The organism is Pseudomonas sp. ANT_J28, from assembly GCF_008370005.1.
Classification (GTDB): Bacteria; Pseudomonadota; Gammaproteobacteria; order Pseudomonadales; family Pseudomonadaceae; genus Aquipseudomonas; species Aquipseudomonas frigoris.
In genome coordinates, this window is record NZ_VOBM01000002.1 from 47,217 (window position 1) to 65,719 (window position 18,503).

General features: G+C 60.7%; 14 protein-coding genes. 9 read left to right on the forward strand and 5 right to left on the reverse strand.

Translation table 11 applies throughout. From position 1 onward, the window contains the following. The first annotated feature begins 258 nt into the window (after positions 1-258). The 4 genes from FQ187_RS01260 (at position 259) to FQ187_RS01275 (ending at position 6,601) form a co-directional block, all read left to right on the forward strand. Complete coding sequence (locus FQ187_RS01260) at positions 259-2,643, forward strand: hybrid sensor histidine kinase/response regulator (protein WP_149628109.1); 2,385 nt, start codon at positions 259-261, stop codon at positions 2,641-2,643. Between the two features lie 74 nt (positions 2,644-2,717). Then, on the forward strand, positions 2,718-4,367 hold the full coding sequence (locus tag FQ187_RS01265) for an acyl-CoA dehydrogenase family protein (RefSeq protein ID WP_149628110.1): 1,650 nt from the start codon (positions 2,718-2,720) through the stop codon (positions 4,365-4,367). Between the two features lie 21 nt (positions 4,368-4,388). Further along, a complete protein-coding gene (amn, locus tag FQ187_RS01270) occupies positions 4,389-5,888 on the forward strand; it encodes an AMP nucleosidase (protein ID WP_178122657.1) in 1,500 nt (499 codons plus the stop codon). A 71-nt stretch (positions 5,889-5,959) separates the two neighbouring features. Next, positions 5,960-6,601: a pseudouridine synthase gene (locus tag FQ187_RS01275; RefSeq protein WP_149628111.1), complete on the forward strand. Its 642-nt coding sequence runs from the start codon at positions 5,960-5,962 to the stop codon at positions 6,599-6,601. Here the strand turns inward: FQ187_RS01275 and FQ187_RS01280 are convergent. Together FQ187_RS01280 and FQ187_RS01285 are read right to left on the reverse strand one after the other, a co-directional pair. Then, positions 6,596-6,805, reverse strand: coding sequence for a DUF2788 domain-containing protein (locus FQ187_RS01280; protein WP_007894445.1), 210 nt, complete (start codon positions 6,803-6,805; stop codon positions 6,596-6,598). The two genes, FQ187_RS01275 and FQ187_RS01280, sit on opposite strands and share 6 nt — an antisense overlap. A gap of 128 nt (positions 6,806-6,933) precedes the next feature. Further along, positions 6,934-7,413, reverse strand: a complete 480-nt coding sequence (locus tag FQ187_RS01285; protein WP_007937367.1) for an Lrp/AsnC family transcriptional regulator — start codon at positions 7,411-7,413, stop codon at positions 6,934-6,936. A 435-nt stretch (positions 7,414-7,848) separates the two neighbouring features. Here FQ187_RS01285 and FQ187_RS01290 point away from each other — a divergent pair, with 435 nt between their 5' ends. Next, positions 7,849-8,850: a DUF6515 family protein gene (locus FQ187_RS01290; RefSeq protein ID WP_149628112.1), complete on the forward strand. Its 1,002-nt coding sequence runs from the start codon at positions 7,849-7,851 to the stop codon at positions 8,848-8,850. Here FQ187_RS01290 and FQ187_RS01295 read toward each other — a convergent pair. After that, positions 8,835-9,740 carry a cation diffusion facilitator family transporter gene (locus tag FQ187_RS01295; protein WP_149628113.1) on the reverse strand — a complete coding sequence of 302 codons (906 nt, stop codon included), beginning with the start codon at positions 9,738-9,740 and terminating at the stop codon, positions 8,835-8,837. The two genes, FQ187_RS01290 and FQ187_RS01295, sit on opposite strands and share 16 nt — an antisense overlap. 29 nt (positions 9,741-9,769) lie before the next feature. Then, positions 9,770-10,189 carry a hypothetical protein gene (locus tag FQ187_RS01300; protein ID WP_046056587.1) on the reverse strand — a complete coding sequence of 140 codons (420 nt, stop codon included), beginning with the start codon at positions 10,187-10,189 and terminating at the stop codon, positions 9,770-9,772. Positions 10,190-10,551: 362 nt separating this feature from the next. On the opposite strand from FQ187_RS01300, the gene hrpB reads away from it, so the two are divergent. Continuing rightward, positions 10,552-13,071: an ATP-dependent helicase HrpB gene (gene hrpB / locus FQ187_RS01305; RefSeq protein ID WP_149628114.1), complete on the forward strand. Its 2,520-nt coding sequence runs from the start codon at positions 10,552-10,554 to the stop codon at positions 13,069-13,071. Positions 13,072-13,077: 6 nt separating this feature from the next. On the opposite strand, the gene FQ187_RS01310 is transcribed toward hrpB, so the two are convergent. Further along, the gene (locus FQ187_RS01310) at positions 13,078-13,992 is read right to left on the reverse strand and encodes a LysR substrate-binding domain-containing protein (protein WP_046048823.1); all 915 of its coding nucleotides are present in this window, start codon (positions 13,990-13,992) and stop codon (positions 13,078-13,080) included. Between the two features lie 225 nt (positions 13,993-14,217). On the opposite strand from FQ187_RS01310, the gene FQ187_RS01315 reads away from it, so the two are divergent. From FQ187_RS01315 to FQ187_RS01325, 3 genes are all read left to right on the forward strand, one after another. Beyond that, entirely contained in the window at positions 14,218-15,711 is a 1,494-nt protein-coding gene (locus FQ187_RS01315) for an aldehyde dehydrogenase (protein WP_149628115.1), read from the forward strand. 31 nt (positions 15,712-15,742) lie between these two features. After that, positions 15,743-17,113: an aspartate aminotransferase family protein gene (locus FQ187_RS01320; protein WP_149628116.1), complete on the forward strand. Its 1,371-nt coding sequence runs from the start codon at positions 15,743-15,745 to the stop codon at positions 17,111-17,113. A gap of 398 nt (positions 17,114-17,511) precedes the next feature. Beyond that, positions 17,512-18,498: an ABC transporter substrate-binding protein gene (locus FQ187_RS01325; RefSeq protein WP_149628117.1), complete on the forward strand. Its 987-nt coding sequence runs from the start codon at positions 17,512-17,514 to the stop codon at positions 18,496-18,498. Positions 18,499-18,503: the final 5 nt, after the last annotated feature.

An 18,503-nucleotide genomic window follows, 5' to 3' on the forward strand; every position in this document is an offset into this window, starting at 1 on the left:
CCGAACGCAGCCTTCGGCAGCTGCTACACGGAGTGGGGCGTTGTCACAAACTGACCGGCGAAACAGCTCTAGCCCAACACATGTAGCTGGAACGCCCGTGCTAGAGCCTTTGTAGGAAAAATTTCAATGGTGTTCAATGGCCACCAACGGCTATGCTAGAGTGGATCCAAACCAATAACAGGTAATACCGGTTTTACGTCTACTCAAAAGGAATGAGGGGCTTCCTGAGATAACCGGACAGGCCACGCTGGGGCTTAAATGCGCTATTTGCTGATGTTGCTGTTGTGCTTGCCCCTCATGGCGAGTGCAGTCGAATTCGACGAATTCACTCAAAGCCTTCCCCTGGGCCGAACCCTGCAAGTGTTCGAAGACGCGAGCGGTCAGGCGACCATCGCCGATGTCCGTGCACAAGCCGCGGCCGGAAACTTCAAACCCCACGACAAAGCCACTCTCAACGCCGGTTACTCTCGTTCGGTGTTCTGGCTGAAAATCGACCTGCATTACCGCCCGAACAACCCCGCGGTGCAACGCACCTGGTTGCTGGAACTGGCCTATCCGCCCCTTGATCACCTTGATCTCTATTTGCCCGATACGGCGGGTGGTTATCAACTGGCACGCCAGACGGGCGATGCCTTGCCGTTCGACAGTCGCGAGATCCGCCAGAACAACTACCTGTTCGATCTGAACCTCACCCCTGATCAAGCGCAAACCCTGTACCTGCGCCTGCAGAGTGAAGGGTCGATCCAGGCGCCGGTCACCCTATGGTCGAGCACTGCCTACCTGGAAGAGCAACCGATCCGACTCTATGTGCTGGGGGTGATCTACGGCGTGTTGCTGGGGATGCTGGTGTACAACCTGTTCATCTATCTCAGCGTGCGCGATACCAGCTACCTCTATTACATCTTCTATATCGCCTCGTTCGGTTTGTATCAGCTGTCAGTGAACGGCGCGGCCGTGGAGTATTTCTGGCCGAACAATCCCTGGTGGGCCAACGCAGCGACGCCGTTTTTCATCGGTTGCGCAGGCCTGTTCGGCAGCCAGTTCGCGCGCGGCTTCTTGCAGACGGCGACCCACAGTCGTTGGCTCGACCGCTTGCTGTTGGCGTTGATTGCGTTTGGCGCGGTGGTGGTCGGATTGTCGTTGATGACCAGTTACGCCTTGGCCCTGCGCCTGGCGACGGCGCTGGCACTGACCTTCACCGTAGTGATTTTTGCCGCAGGGATTTTTGCCTGGCTGCGTGGCCTGCGAGTGGCGCGTTATTTCATCATCGCCTGGTCGGCGTTTTTACTCGGCGGCATCGTCAACACCCTGATGGTGCTGGGTTACCTGCCGAACGTGTTCCTGACCATGTATTCCAGCCAGATCGGCTCGGCGATTGAAGTGGCGCTGCTGTCCCTGGCGCTGGCCGATCGCATTAACGCCATGCGCGAGCAACAGGCACAGACCCTGTTCGATGCCGGTCAAACGCTTGAAGTGCTGAACCAGCAACTGGCTCGCAGTAACAAGCTCAAAGACGAATTCCTCGCCACCCTGACCCACGAACTGCGCACGCCCATGAACGGTGTGATCGGTTCGCTGGAACTGATGCAGACGGTCGAGATGGACCCGGAGCTGGAGCAATATCAGCAAACGGCCGCCGGTTCCGCGCGAGACATGATGCGCATGGTCAACGGCATCCTCACCCTGACCGAGTTGCAGGCCGGCAAGCTCAAGACCTATCCGGCCGTTTTCAGTTTGCGCGGCGTGGTCGAGGCTTTGCGCCTGCAGTTCGAGGGCAACGCGTTGAGCAAGTCGCTGGACTTCAAAGTCGAGGTCACGCCGGGGCTGCCGGATCGCTTGCACGGCGACAGCGCCAAGTTGGCGCAATGCCTGGAATGCCTGCTGGATAACGCGATCAAGTTCACTCGGATCGGCGGACTGGCGCTGCGGGTGACGGGTAAACCCGTGGCGCCCGACCGACTGGCGTTGTCCTTTGCGGTGATCGACACCGGCATCGGCTTCACCGATCTGGGGGAGGCGACCCTGTATCAGCGGTTCTTCCAGCTCGACGGCTCGATGACCCGGGAGTACGGCGGTCTGGGCGTTGGCCTGGCGATCTGTCGGCAACTGGTCGAATTGCTCGGTGGAAAACTGACCCACCGCTCCGAGCCTGGTCGTGGCAGCCGCTTCCAGCTCGATGTCGAGTTCGAACTGCCCGTGGTGGAGCGGCGGTCAGTGCCCTTGATGCCCCGGGAATTTCCTCGCCTGCGACTGCCTCAGGACTGCACCGTCCTGCTGGTTGATGATAACAGCATCAATCAGTTGGTGATGCGTGGCATGTTGCTCAAGCTGGGCTTCCGGGTGCGCACCGCCGACAACGGGGCTGCCGCGATCGATCACTTGCAGCGCGAAACCTTCGATGCGGTATTGCTCGATTGCCAGCCTCCATCTCTGGGTGGCGCGTCCCTCTGTTGCCAGATCCGCGCGTTGCCGGGCTGCGCCGAACTACCGGTATTCGTGATTGTCTTGAGCATTGATCGGGAACGCTGCCCGACCGGTGCCTTGATCGATTACCTGAGCAAACCGGTGAAATTCGAGGACCTGCAGGCAGCGCTCTATCGCCGGGTGCTGTGTCCAAAGCAAGGCGAAAGCGCCGACAGTTAGGCAGATATGACACTTTGTTCGGCCGGGGGGCGGTGCTTAACTGAAGTCCCTTGGCTGACCAAAGGAGCCCCGTCATGAACCTGCATCAGTTCGCCGAAACCCACGAAGTCACCAACCAGCCACCGTCGCTGGACGGCGCCAACCTGTATCGCATCGACCTGCCGTTGCAGGAGTGGTCGCGGCGTTTCGGGGCTGGATGGGCCGAGTCGCGGATCGACGCTTACGGCGCACTGGCCGGCGGGCCGCTGATGGAAGCGGGGTTCCTGGCCAATCAGAACAAGCCGGTTTTCAGCAGTCATGACCGTTACGGCCATCGCATCGACCTGGTGGAATTTCACCCGGCCTATCACGAACTGATGCGCACGGCGGTCGAACACGGTTTGACCTCATTGCCCTGGGCGCATCCGCAGTCCGGCGCCCACGTCGCCCGCGCTTCCATGACCTACCTGCACAGCCAGGCCGAGGCCGGTAGTGGTTGTCCGCTGACCATGACCTTTGCCAGCGTCCCGGCGATGCGCCTGCAAGCGGATCTCGCGGAGCAATGGCTGCCGAAAATCCTCTCTACCGAATACGATCCGCGCAACGTCGGCATGGCCCACAAGGCCGGGGTCACCATCGGCATGGCGATGACCGAGAAGCAGGGCGGCACCGACGTGCGGGCCAACACCACCAAGGCTTTTCCGGTCGGTGCCAGTGGTCCGGGCCAGGCGTATGAACTGGTGGGCCACAAATGGTTCTGTTCGGCGCCGATGTGCGATGCCTTCCTCACCTTGGCCCAGACTGACAAGGGGTTGACCTGTTTCCTGCTGCCGCGCCATCGCCCGGACGACACGCGCAATCAGTTCTACATACAGCGCCTGAAGAACAAACTCGGCAATTGCTCCAACGCTTCCAGCGAAGTGGAGTTCCGTGGTGCGCTGGCATGGATGGTCGGCGAGGAGGGGCGGGGCGTTCCGACCATCATCGAAATGGTCGCCATGACCCGCTTCGATTGCATGGTCGGCTCCAGTTCGTTGATGCGCCAGGCCCTGACCCAGGCCAGCCATCACTGCGCCCACCGCAAGGTCGGCGGCAAATTGCTCAGCGAACAACCCTTGATGCAGAACGTACTGGCCGACCTGGCCCTGGAAAGCGAAGCCGCCCTGGCCTTGAGCCTGCGCATGGGCCGGGCGCTGGATCATCTGGATGACGAGCAGGAAGCCAAATTCGCTCGGCTGGTCACGGCGGTGGGCAAGTACTGGATCTGCAAACGCGCGCCCGGAATGATCAACGAAGCCGCCGAATGCATGGGCGGCGCCGGTTATGTCGAAGACAGCATCTTGCCGCGGTTGTACCGTGAGGCACCGGTCAATTCGACGTGGGAAGGTTCCGGCAACGTGCAATGCCTCGACGTTTTGCGAGCGTTGTCGAAGGAACCGGGTGTGCTCGACGTATTGTTCAGCGAATTGGGCGATGGTCATGGCGACAAACGTCTGGCCGCACACATCAGCCAATTGCGGGCGGCCTTCAAGGACACCAGCGATATTCAATACCGCGCCCGCCAGCTCACCGAAGACATCGCCTTGGGCCTTCAGGCCAAGCTGTTGCTGGAAGCCGGTAACAGCGCCGTCAGTGACGCGTTCATTGCGAGCCGCTTGGGTTCCGCCGGCCGAGTGTATGGCGCGTTGCCACGTGGGCTGGATGTGGAAGCGATTGTCGCCCGCACGACACCACAGGGCTTCTGATCGTGCTGACTTGCAGGCAAGATGCAGGTCTGCAAGTCAGAACACAGGATGCTGATCGTGACCGAAGCTTTTATTGTCGTTCAAACCGCCGAGCAAGCCGTTGACCGGCTTGCGCTCTTGCACAATCGTGCAACCACCGCGCTGAACCAGGCGCTCAAGCGTTACCTCAAGGATCGAGTCGAACCGGACGCCGAACAGCGTGCGATGTTTCGTTATCCCGAGCTGCGTCTGACCTACCTTTGCCAGGGCGAAGTCCCACAGACCACACGCGCCTATGCCAAGGTTCAATTGCCGGGGACCTACAGCGTCACCGTCACCCATCCAGCGGCGTTCCGTAAGTACCTGCTGGAACAACTGGTGCCGTTGATGCACGACTTCACCGTCACGGTGGAAGTCGGCATCAGCCAGCAAAACATTCCTTATCCGTACGTGGTCGAGCAGGGCGATGAGCTGGCCGGTTCCGGCGTCACCGCTGCCACGCTGGCGCGGGTGTTCCCGAGTACCGACCTGTCCGCTGCCACCGACGGGATCGCCGATGGTTTGTATGACTGGGAAAACACCGACCCGCTGCCGTTGGCCTTGTTCGACGCCGCGCGGGTGGATTTCTCCCTGCGCAGGCTGGTGCATTACACCGGCAGCGACTGGCGCCATGTGCAGCCATGGATTCTGCTGACCAACTACCACCGCTACGTTGACCAGTTCATCGTCCATGGCCTGGAACAGTTGCGCAGCGATCCGCGCTTCGTGCGCATGGTCTTGCCGGGCAACGTGATCATCGAAAAGAGCATGGACCACGGCGAAGCCTCGGCGATTGCCGCGGGTGTGGTTTGGCACCGCTATCAGATGCCGGCCTATCACCTGATCGCCACTGACGGCCACGGCGTGACCCTGGTGAACATCGGCGTCGGCCCGTCCAACGCCAAGAACATCACCGACCACCTGGCAGTGCTGCGTCCGCATTGCTGGCTGATGATCGGCCACTGTGGCGGTTTGCGTCAGTCGCAGACGATTGGCGATTACGTGCTGGCGCACGCTTACATGCGCCGCGACGGGATTCTCGATCGGGTCGTGCCGCCGAATATTCCGATTCCGGCCCTGGCCGAAGTGCAAATGGCGTTGCAGCAAGCGGCGGCCAATATCACCGGTGAGAAGGGCGACGAACTGAAAAAACGCCTGCGCACCGGCACCGTACTGACCTACGACGACCGTAACTGGGAGTTGCGCTGGGCTCAGGAGCGTCCGCTGATCAACCTGTCTCGCGCCGTGGCGGTTGACATGGAAAGCGGTACCATCGCGGCGCAAGGTTATCGCTTGCGGGTTCCGTACGGCACATTGCTTTGTGTTTCGGACAAACCGTTGCACAGCGAAATCAAACTGCCGGGTTCGGCCAACGCTTTCTATGAGCGCGCGGTCAGCCAGCACTTGAAGATCGGCATCGAGGCGGTGGATCTGTTGCGCACCGAACTCAACTCGCTGCACTCGCGCAAACTGCGCAGCTTCGACGAGCCGCCGTTCCGCTGATTGTTCTCATGGTTATTTAGCGGTCAGGGCACTAGCATTAGCAGCCCTGACCGCTAGATGTTCCTTTTCCCATGTCCCGTCCTCAACCTCCCGTTTCCCGCCGTCCCGGCGTGAAGCCTGTGCCAACGTCCCAAGCACCGCGCCGTGTCGCCAAAGCGCCGCCGGCCGAGCCGAAGCTGATTCTGTTCAACAAGCCGTTCGATGTGCTGACGCAATTCAGCGATGGAGAAGGGCGGGCGACGCTCAAGGATTACATCGAGATTCCCGGGATTTACCCGGCAGGACGGCTGGACCGCGACAGTGAAGGTTTGCTGCTACTGACCAACGATGGCCAGCTTCAGGCTCGGATCGCCGACCCGAAACACAAACTGGCGAAGACGTATTGGGTGCAGGTGGAAGGCGAGCCGAGTGCCGAGCAATTGCAGCGATTGCGCGATGGCGTCGAGCTGAACGATGGCATGACGCTACCCGCTGATGCGCGGCAGCTTGAAGAACCTGAACTGTGGCCACGCAATCCGCCCGTACGCTTTCGCAAAAGTGTGCCGACCAGTTGGCTGGAACTGGTGATTCGTGAAGGGCGCAACCGTCAGGTACGGCGCATGACCGCGGCGGTCGGCTTGCCGACGTTGCGTCTGGTACGGGTCAGAATCGGCGACTGGTCGATCGAAGGGCTCGATCAGGGCCAGTGGAAGGAAGTGCCGGCGCGTTTATAGCGTGCCGGATTCGATCAGGCCGATGACCACGCTTTTGATCACGAACGCGGCGACGCCCAGGCCGAGTACGAAGAACAGGATGAACGAGCCAAAGCGTCCGGCCTTGGACTTCTTCGCCAGATCCCAGACGATGAAACCCATGAAAATGATCAGAATGCTGACCAGTCCGGTCATCATCCACTCTTCGAGTACTGCAGGATCCATCGAACATCTCCAGCGCGGGCGCGGCTAAAAGGCGCTGGAGTATACGCCACGGCGGATTGGCGGAGCATTGACCTGCGGCAGTGTGTCGCAGTCATTCGTCGCCTGGCCCGCTCCTACAGAAGCGGATCTCAGCTGCGTAGATGGGTTAAGGGCAACTCAGTACTGTTAAGCACCTGATTAAGCACAAAACTCGACCGCACACTCGTCACCCCTTCAATCCGGGTCAGATGCCCTAGCAGCAATTTCTGATAATGGTCCATATCCGGTACGACGACCTTGAGCTGATAGTCGGCATCCATCCCGGTCACCAGGCTGCATTCCAGCACTTGCGGCAACGTACGAATCGCCGCTTCGAAGTTCTCGAACCGCTCTGGTGTATGACGGTCCATACCGATCAACACGTAAGCCGTCAGGCTCAAACCGAGCATCTTGCGATCCAGCAGGGCCACCTGGCGGGAGATGTAACCGTCATCTTCCAGCTGCTTGACCCGCCGCGAGCATGGCGAGGGGGACAGGCCGATGCGTTCGGCCAGCTCCTGGTTGGAGATGCGCGCGTCACGCTGCAATTCCGCCAAAATGCTCAGGTCGTATCGGTCGAGTTTGCTCATCAATCAGGCCTTTGTCATAACTATTGCGGTGGATTATCTATCCAGGGTTAAAAATTGCGCAAGTGATGTTTATTTGAGCAATCTTCGCAATCCTCTGCCGGCGCCGCGAGCCTATTCTTATCACCAGAATCACTGCTCGGACAAACAGTCCAGTGCGGCTCGCCCAATCAGGCCAGCTGCGGTCGCCACCCCCACCGGGGATGAGCCGGCCCCCGAGCTACACACTGTCCAGAAGACGGCGTGAGGTGAGCCGACGTCAAAAGCGTCGAGCACGGACGAAGTTCTCAAAGGGAGGCCGACGGGTCTCCCTTTTCTTTTGCCCGGAATTTGCCGACTGCCCTCAATAAATAAGTTGCGCGACTGATAACCTGTTGCAGAACCGGCCTGTGCTTTCCCAGTCTTACGTACAGGCCCTAACCCGCAGTGAGGAAAAGCATGAAGTCGCGCATCTGGCGTTTGGCCGGTGTTGGTTTGCTGTGTATCAGTGTCACTGCGCAATCGCTGGCCGATGAGCCGCAAAACCGTGGCCCCGATGGCGGGCAACGCGGCTCGGATGGCCATCAGGAAAACAATCAGGGCCACGGCGGCAATAACCAGCCGCGTGCGCAGAATAACGACATCATTCGTGGCGACAACAGTCGCCAGTTCGAGCACAACGGCCAGAATCAGCAGAACCGTCAGCCGCACGACTACAACAGTCCGGTTCGACCACCACCTCCGCCGCCGCAACTACCGGCCAACGACCTGCCGATTCAGGGCCGGCCCGACACCGTGCGCCAGACCCAGCAGCCGCAGCGTGGTTACTACCAGGACGTGCCGCGGCGCTACGATAACAACCAGCACTGGCAGAACAACGGTCCGCGTCCCGATGACTATCGCTGGTCTGGTCGCCCGGATGGGCATGGCAATGGCTGGGGCGCCGGCCCGCAGTTTCGCCCCGGTCATGTGATCGATCGCTTCCCCGACCGTGATTACCGCGTGCCATATCGCGGTCAGGATTACTTCTACTCCGGCGGCTATTGGTATCGCCCACAAGGCCCGCGCTACGTGGTGGTGCAGCCGCCACGCGGGATTCGCGTCAGCTACTTGCCCGATTACGCGCGTGAAGTGTGGATCGGCGGTGCGCTGTTGTTCCTGGCGGCCGGTTCTTATTACGCCTATCAGGAAAGCACTCAGGATTACGTCGTGGTCGAGCCGCCCTTGCAACCGCAGCCGCAACCGGTCAGCAATGGTTATGACGTGGTGGCGTATCCGGCCAACGGTCAGTCGCCAGAGCAGGTCAATCAGGACGGTTACGAGTGCTATCAATACGCGGTGCAGCAGAGTGGCTTCGATCCGCGAACGGCTACCTACCAGCCAGACCCGTCGGTGGTGCAAGCCTACCGACAGGCTCAGGGCAATTGTCTGAGCAGTCGCGGTTATCAGGTTTCTTTCTGAGCCCTGCCTGCCGGTACCACTTCCTGCGGGTCGGCGTGCACCAGCACTTCGGCTCGCGGATAAGCCGCGTGAATCGCATCGGCGGCTTGGTCGCTGATGCCGTGAGCGACTGACAGGGTCAAGTCCCCCGGCAATTCCAGGTGCAACTGCACGAACCACTGGTTGCCGGAAATCCGCGTGCGCAGGTCGTGCGCCCCCAAGACTCCCGGTACGCTGCAGGCCAGTTCGAGCATGTGCTGGCTGACGTCCGACGGCAGTTCTTCATCCATCAGCACCGTAAAACTTTCCCGGGCGATATGAATCGCGCTCCAGAGAATGTAGGCGGCAATCCCCAAGCCGAACCAAGGGTCGACTTGATGCCAACCGAACCCGGCGAGCACCAGCGCCACCAGAATGCTGCCGTTGAGCAGCAGGTCCGAGCGGTAATGCAGAGAGTCGGCGCGCACGGCGTTGGAGCCGGTCGCCTTGACGACCCGATGTTGCAACATCAGCAGGGCCAGGGTCAGCGCCAGGGAAAACACAATCACCCCGATACTGATCCACGGCGCCCCCACCGGCTCCGGGTGTTTCAGTCGATCAATCGCCTGCAAGGCAATCAGCACCGCACTGCCACCAATGAACAACGCCTGAGCCATGCCCGCCAGCGACTCGGCCTTGCCATGGCCGTAACGGTGATCATCGTCGGCCGGGCGCAAGGCGTAATGCACCGCGAGCAGGTTGAGCAGCGAGGTGACGCCGTCGAGGGTCGAGTCGGTCAACCCGGCGAGCATGCTCACTGAACCGCTCAACCACCAGGCAATGGCTTTGGCGACGATCAGCGTGCACGCCACCGCCACCGAGGCACGGGTCGCCAGCCGCAGCAGGCGTGCATGTTCGGAGCTGGAGATCATAAGTGCGGCTATTCCTTTAAGTGCACGGATTACGCGGCAGGTTGCAGGCCGAACATGGCCAGTTGCTGAGCGCTGCCCTTGTGCTGGATCAGGCGTGGGTCATCCAGTGGGAAACTGCGGCCCAGTTCGGTTTCGAGAATAGTCTGCAACTTGTGGTTATCGACCTTGCCGTCGGCGCCGATGGCTTCCTTGAGTTTTTCCGGGGCCACCTGGGCGGTCTTGCCTGGCTCGAAGTAAATCGCGCCGGTGGCGAAGTCCACGGCAAACGCGATCAGGCCGGGAATGATGTAGAACAGCAGGCCCACGGCATCGAGCGCGGCGATGGCCGGGTCGATCTTGCCGTCGATCTGACCGCGACGGTCAGGGTAGAAAATCGATCCGCAAGCGGTCACCTGGGTCAGCAACGTCGCGACCAATACACCGCCAATCAAGCGAAAGGGAACACGCATATGAAATCTCCTGAGTCATCTGGAAAACGAAGGGGCGTCTATATGAATTAGGACCACGACGAACGCTAGGCAGTTCGCCGTTATACTCGCCGCGGCAGGGCGTGCCCACAGTAAATTACGGCCGCGTCTCACCCCTACTGGAATAGTTGAGGATTGATGTTGTTTTTTCCAGATCGACAACGCGTAACGGCTGATGGATGTTATCGGGGTTCGGCCCTCCGGGCTGAAGCTGTGGACGCGCCATGCTGCGTTGCGAGACTTGGTAAGGAAACGACCCTTACCGGCGTCCCGCGCCTTGCCTGGCACGCCCACAGCTTCAACGCGACTCGCAATTTACTGTGGGCACGCCCTGGGGAGCCAGCATGATTTCTTTGCCGATTGATGAAGTTTTACCCGCCCTGCGTGAAGCCTTGGCTACACGCCACGAAGCCGTGCTCGAAGCACCGCCCGGCGCCGGTAAAACCACCCGCGTGCCACTGGCCTTGCTCAACGAGCCCTGGTTGGCCGGGCAGACCATTCTGATGCTCGAACCGCGGCGGTTGGCCGCGCGCGCGGCAGCGGAGCGTCTGGCCAGTGAGCTGGGTGAAAAGGTCGGCGAAACCGTCGGCTATCGCATTCGTCTCGACAGCAAAGTCGGCCCCAACACCCGCATTGAAGTGGTCACCGAAGGCATTCTCACCCGGCGTTTGCAGGACGACCCGGCGCTCGAAGGTGTTGGCCTGCTGATTTTCGACGAATTCCATGAGCGCAGTCTCGACGCCGATCTGGCGCTGGCCTTGAGTCTGAATGGCCGCGAGCTGTTTCGTGACGATCAACCGCTGAAAATCCTGTTGATGTCGGCAACGCTGGAAGGTGAACGCCTGGCCGGGTTGCTCGATGACGCGCCGATCCTGCGCAGCGAAGGCCGCATGTACCCGGTGGCGATGCGCTGGGGCCGGCCGTTCCAGCCCGGTGAATTCATCGAACCGCGCCTGGTGCAGACCATTCTTGAAGCCTTGAATGATGAAACCGGCAGCGTGCTGGTGTTTCTGCCGGGGCAAGCGGAGATCCGTAGGGTGCATCAGCAACTCGCCGATGCACTGAGCGATAGCACGCAGGTTCTACTCTGCCCGTTGCACGGTGAACTGGACCTCGCCGCCCAACGCGCCGCGATCGATCCGGCCCCCACCGGCAAACGCAAAGTGGTGCTGGCGACCAACATCGCCGAGACCAGCCTGACCATCAACGGCGTGCGCGTGGTGATCGATGCCGGGTTGGCGCGAGTGCCGCGTTTCGACCCGGGTAGCGGCATGGCCCGCCTCGATACTCAGCGTATTTCCAAAGCCAGCGCCACTCAGCGCGCGGGGCGGGCAGGGCGGTTGGAACCGGGTGTGTGTTATCGCTTGTGGTCGCAGGATCAGCACGAGCAACTGGCGGCCTACGCCAGTGCGGAAATCCTCTCGGCGGACCTTGCCGGACTTGCTTTGCAGCTCGGCCGCTGGGGCGTGACACCGGGGCAATTAGTGTGGCTCGACGTGCCGCCCGCGGCCGCTTATGCACAGGCTCAGGACTTGCTTGATCGCTTGGGCGCATTGGACGGCGAAGCGCTGACCCGCCACGGTCAGGCCATGGCCGAACTGCCGGCGCACCCACGTATCGCGCATTTGCTGTTGCGCGGTCAGGCCCTCGGCTTGGCCAACATGGCCTGCGATGTCGCGGCCTTGCTCGGCGAGCGAGATATTTTGCGTGGCGCCGGGGCGGATCTGCACAGCCGATTGGTGCTGTTGTCCGGCGAAGAACGCGCCGCACGTGGCGCTCAGGGTGGCGTGCAACGAGCCCGGCAACTGGCGCGGCAGTATCGCGGTTACCTGCGGGGCAAGGCGTCGGAACCGGTCGACGATCCGGATCATCCGCGCTGGCTCGGTGCTTTGCTGGCACTGGCTTATCCGGATCGGGTCGCTCAGCAACGTCGTGCCGGTGGCGCGGAGTATCGCCTGGCCAACGGTCGCGCTGCGCTGTTCGCCGAAGCCGACAGTTTGATGAAGCAACCGTGGCTGGTGATCGCCGATCTCGGCAGTCGTCAGGGCCAGCGTGAAGAACGCATTTACCTGGCGGCGGATTTCGATCCGGCGCTGTTCGATTCAGTGCTGGCCGAGCAGGTGCGCTGCGTCGATCAACTGGAATGGGATGAGCGTGAAGGTGTGTTGCGCGCCGAGCGTCAGCGCAAGGTTGGCGAGTTGATCCTCAGTCGCGAGCCGTTGACCGGACTCGACGAAACTGCGCGCAGTCAGGCGTTGGTGAATCTGGTGCGGCGCAAAGGTCTGGAACTGTTGCCATGGACGCCAGAGCTGCGTCAGTGGCAAGCGCGAGTGGCGTTGCTGCGCCAGTTGGATCTCGGCAGTAAGGGTGAAAGTGAATGGCCGGTTGTCAGCGACGCCGCCCTGCTCAAAAGCCTCGAACATTGGCTGATGCCGTATCTGGGCAAAGTTTCGCGGCTCAGTCACTTCGCCAATCTGGACCTGTCGAGCATCGTCCATAACCTGTTGCCGTGGCCGCTGCCGCAACGGCTCGATGAACTGGCGCCGCATCATTTGAGCGTGCCGTCGGGTTCGTCGATTCGTCTGGATTACAGCGAGCAGCCGCCGATTCTGGCGGTGCGGTTGCAGGAGTTGTTCGGCCTGGCGGAAACCCCGCGCATTGCCGGTGGTCGTCAAGTGGTCAAACTGCATCTGCTGTCCCCGGCGCGACGACCAGTGCAGGTGACCCAGGACCTGGCGAACTTCTGGCGCAGCACGTATGCCGAGGTGAAGAAGGATTTGAAAGGGCGCTACCCGAAACATTATTGGCCGGATGACCCGCTGGTGGCCGAGGCGACCGCGCGGATCAAACCCCGTAAAAGCTGAAGATGTTCAAGAGGCGGCCTTCGCGGTCAACTGCTCCCGACAATAATCCGCAAACAGCTGCGCCGGTTTGGTCAGTTGCCCGCGCTTGAGCCACGCCGCCACCAGCCCTGAGCCGGTGATGTCTTCGACGATGTCCACGCACACCACTTTCTGGCCGTCATAGGTGCATTCCGAGTGCGGCCGGGTGACCAGGATCGAGAAACCGAACCCTTGCCCGACCATTCCCCGAACCATCTCGATCGACGGTGAGCTGAAGGCAATGTTCGGCGTCAGTCCCAACTCTTCGAACAGGCTGACGAAGTAGGTCCGGCTCGGTTGCACGTCCAGCAGAATCATCGGCTCCAGGCACAGATCGCGCAGCGACACTTGCTTGAGCTGGGCAAAGCGATGATCCGCCGGCAGCAACGCATAAGGTCGCTGCGCCGGCATCAAGGGTTCGGTCTGGATGGTGGCGTCGAGGTCGTGTTCATACAGGATCGCCAGGTCGAAGGTGCCCGAGGTCAGGCCTTGTACCAGCTCTTGCTGTTCGCCGTCGCGGATACGGATTTTCACCCCCGGATACAGCGCCGAAAACCCGGCAATCAACTGCGGCAGGTACAGCGGCGCGACCGTTTCAAAGCAACCGATATCGATTTGCCCGGCCACCACGTCGTTGTCAGCGAGGGCGTTCTGTTCGAACTCCTTAGCCATGCGCAGCAGTTCCTGGGCCTTGCGATAGAAGCGCGCGCCGCTGGGGGTTAATGACACGCCCTGAGCGTGGTGACGGATCAGCAGTTGCACGCCGAAGCTGTCTTCCAGGCCTTTGATCGCTGTGGAGATCGCCGGCTGCGCGATGTATAGCTTGCGCGAGGCCTCGGCGACGCTGCCGCATTCGACCGTGGTGATGAAGTATTTCAGTTGACGCAAGTTGTAGGCAGCCACGGCAAACCTCGGGGTGGATGATCTCGACATCCAGGCAAATTGCGCGCCGCCTGCGTTCGTTCTGACGACGGTGTTGTTATGCCTGAACAATAACCACATACCGCGTCACCGGGGAGATTGGCTGCCCAGTTTTTTCATGGTCTGCGAAGACATTTTTACTATTTTTCCTGGACACAGGCCTGGGCCACCATCCAATCACAAGAAAAGCCCTTGGAGCATCTGAACGTGTTCGAGCTTGCATTCTGGCAAAACAAAGTCGCTGCGCTGCGGTTTCCCGATCAGGCCGTGATCGACGGCAAACCCCGTGCGGCGCAGTCGGGGCAGACCTTCGCCGCAATCAACCCTGCCAACGGCCAGTGCCTGGCCAACGTGGCCGCGTGCGGCGAAGAAGACGTAGACGCCGCGGTGCGCAATGCGCGGCACGTGTTCGAGGCCGGCACCTGGTCGGCCCGTTCGCCGAATGAACGCAAGCAAGTGCTGTTGCGCCTGGCCGATCTGATCATGACCCACCGCGAAGAACTGGCGCTACTCGACTCGCTGAACATGGGCAAACCGGTGATGGACGCCTACAACATCGACGTGCCAGGCGCCGCCGGGGTGTTTCGCTGGTACGCCGAAAGCCTCGATAAACTCTACGACCAGATCGCCCCCAGCGCGCAGAACGTACTGGCGACCATCACCCGCGAAGCGCTGGGCGTGGTTGCTGCCGTGGTGCCATGGAATTTCCCGCTGGACATGGCCGCCTGGAAACTCGCACCGGCACTGGCGGCGGGCAATTCGGTGATCCTCAAACCCGCCGAGCAGTCACCGTTTTCCGCCCTGCGTCTGGCCGAGTTGGCGCTGGAAGCTGGCCTGCCAGCAGGCGTGTTGAACGTGTTGCCGGGGCTCGGCGAGCAGACCGGCAAAGCCCTCGGTTTGCACCCGGACGTCGATTGCCTGGTTTTCACCGGCTCCACCGAAGTCGGCAAATACTTCATGCAGTACTCCGCGCAATCGAACCTGAAACAGGTGTGGCTGGAGTGCGGCGGCAAGAGCGCCAATCTGGTGTTCGCCGATTGTCAGGATCTGGATCTGGCGGCGCAGAAAGCTGCGTTCGGGATCTTCTTCAATCAGGGTGAAGTCTGCTCGGCCAACTCGCGGTTGCTGGTGGAGCGTTCGATTCATGACGAGTTCGTCGAGCGCCTCAAGGCGCACGCCGAATGCTGGCAACCGGGTGATCCACTGGACCCGTCGAGTCGCGCCGGGGCGATTGTCGACAGCCGCCAGACGGCACGCATCATGAAGTTCATCCAGCAGGCCGAGCGCCAAGGCGCGACCAAGGTGTGTGGTGGTCGGCAGTCGATCTTCAATGGCTCCGACAACTTCATTCAGCCGACGATCTTCACCGGCGTGAGCCCGGACATGCCGCTGTTTCGCGATGAAGTGTTCGGCCCGGTGCTGGCGGTCACGGCGTTCGATGATGAGGCCCATGCCTTGCAACTGGCCAACGACAGTGTCTACGGTTTGGCCGCGTCGCTGTGGACCGACGACCTCAATCGCGCCCACCGCGTGGCGCGGCAATTGCGAGCAGGCACGGTGTCGGTCAACAGCGTCGATGCGCTGGACGTAACCGTACCGTTCGGTGGCGGCAAACAATCCGGTTTCGGCCGCGACCTGTCGCTGCATTCATTCGATAAATACACCCAGTTGAAGACCACCTGGTTTCAGCTGCGTTCATAACAGCCGCTAATAACAAAACGGAGAACTGGCGATGACCACACCACGTGAAACCCGCGACTACCAGGCCGCCGACGCTGCGCACCACATCCACGCATTCGTCGATCAAAAAGTGCTCAACGATGAAGGGCCCCGAGTGATGGTCCGTGGCGAGCGTCTGCACCTGTGGGACAACGATGGTCGGCGTTACCTCGACGGCATGTCCGGGCTGTGGTGCACCAACCTCGGTTATGGCCGCAAGGACCTGGCCGCCGCCGCGACCCGGCAGCTGGAGCAGTTGCCGTACTACAACATGTTTTTCCACACCACCCACCCGCAGGTGATCGAGCTCTCGGAGCTGCTGTTCAGCCTGTTGCCGGGGCATTACAGCCACGCGATCTACACCAACTCCGGCTCCGAGGCCAACGAGGTGCTGATCCGCACCGTACGGCGTTACTGGACGATTCTCGGCAAGCCCGAGAAGAAAATCATGATCGGTCGCTGGAACGGTTACCACGGCTCGACCCTGGCGGCGACGGCGCTCGGTGGTATGAAGTTCATGCACGAAATGGGCGGCATGCTGCCAGACATCGAACACATCGATGAACCGTATTTTTTCGCCCACGAAGGCAATCTGACCCCGGCCGAATTTGGCCTGCGGGCGGCGCAGCAATTGGAAGCGAAGATTCTCGAACTCGGCGCGGACAAGGTCGCAGGGTTTATCGCCGAACCGTTCCAGGGGGCCGGCGGGATGATCTTTCCACCAGAGAGTTACTGGCCGGAAATTCAGCGAATCTGCCGCAAGTACGATGTGCTGTTGTGCGCCGACGAAGTGATCGGCGGCTTCGGTCGCACTGGCGAATGGTTCGCCCACGAGTACTTCGGTTTCGAGCCGGACACGTTGTCCATCGCCAAGGGTTTGACCTCCGGTTACATCCCAATGGGTGGACTGATTCTGTCGAAGAAAATGGCTCAGGTGCTGGTGGAACAGGGCGGGGTGTTTGCCCACGGTTTGACTTACTCCGGGCACCCGGTGGCAGCCGCGGTGGCGATTGCCAACCTCACGGCGTTGCGCGATGAAGGAGTGGTGGCGCGGGTCAAGGATGACATCGGGCCGTACCTGCAACAGTGCTTGCGCGAGGTGTTCGGCAATCACCCGTTGGTGGGCGATATTCAGGGTGTCGGCATGGTGGCGGCGTTGCAATTGGCTGAGGACAAAACCAGTCGCAAGCGTTTTGCCAACGAGAATGACATTGCCTGGCGTTGCCGCACGATTGGCTTTGAAGAGGGGGTGATTATTCGTTCGACACTGGGGCGGATGATCATGGCGCCGGCGTTGATTGCCAGTCGGGAAGAGGTTGATGAACTGATTGGCAAAACCTTGAAAGCGGTCGATCGTACTGCGCAGGAATACGGTCGGCTCTGATCTTGTAGCGCTCTTCCAGACCTCTTCGCGAGCAAGCCCGCTCCCACAGTTGATCTATGTCGGTCACAGAGTTTGTGCACGACACTGATCAAATGTGGGAGCGGGCTTGCTCGCGAATGCGATAGTTCATTCAACACACCTTTCACTGTTTGCACCCACCTCGGGCACCCCCGCCCACAGCGCCCTTTCGCAGTGCGCGCTACCCAGTTTTTTCATCGCTCGCCTCGACATATTTCCTAATTTTCCTAATCCCGGCCTTGGGCCAACATCGACTTCGCCAGTCAGCCAGACGCTGCTCGCCGAAAGGTCCATCAGAGACCTCAGGTGGCAGCTCTTCTCCATGGCCGCTGGCCGTACTGCCCATGACAAAACTAAATCAACAGCTTTGGGAGTGCTCCATGATCAAGTCCTTGCTGAACTGCATCACTCATCCACTGGCGGTCACCGCCATCGCCGCGACGGTTGCCACCAGCGCCCAGGCCGGCACCCTCTCTATCGGCCACACCACGTGGGTCGGTTACGGCACGCTCTACTTGGCTCAGGATCTGGGCTACTTCAAGGAAAACGGTTTGACCGTCGAATTGCCAGTCGTCGAAGAGGCTTCGATGTACATGGCCGCGCAAGCCTCGGGCGAATTGTCGGGCTCGGCGTCGACTATCGACGAGGTGCTCAAGTACCGCCCGCAATTCTGCTTCAAGGCTGTAGCTGCATTGGATGACAGCCATGGTGGCGACGGTGTTTTGGTCGGCAAGGACGTCAAGAGTTTGCAGGAGCTGAAGGGCAAAGCCGTGGCGGTGAACGAAGGTTCGACCTCGCAGTTCTGGCTGTCGTACCTGCTGAAAAAACACGGCATGACCATGAGCGATATCACCGTGCAGAACATGACGGCTGACGACGCCGCCACCGCGTTCATCGCCGGTCGCGTGCCTGCCGCGGTGACGTGGGAACCGCACCTGTCGATGGTTCGCAGCAAGCAACAAGGCAAGGTGCTGATCGACAGCAGCAGCACTCCGGGAGTGATTGTCGACGTGGTCGCGCTCAACTGCACGGTCATCGAGAAGCAGCCGGAAGACGTCAAGGCGTTGGTGGCCGGTCTGTACAAGGCGGTCCAGTACACCAAGGACCATCCGCAAGAAGCCTACAAAATCATGGCCAAAGGCGTTGGCGGTTACCTCGCCGATCCGAAGGAATTGGCCGCAGCCGCGCAAGGCGTGCGTTTCTACGATCAGGCCATGAGCGAAAAACTTCTTGGCTCGCCGGGCAAACCGGGTGACAGCGAACCGCTGATCAAACTGGCCAACGAGACCGCCAGCGAATTGCAGGGCAAACCCTACAACGTCAGCAATGACGACCTGATCGACAACCGCTTCGTCAGCCCGCTCTAGGAGGT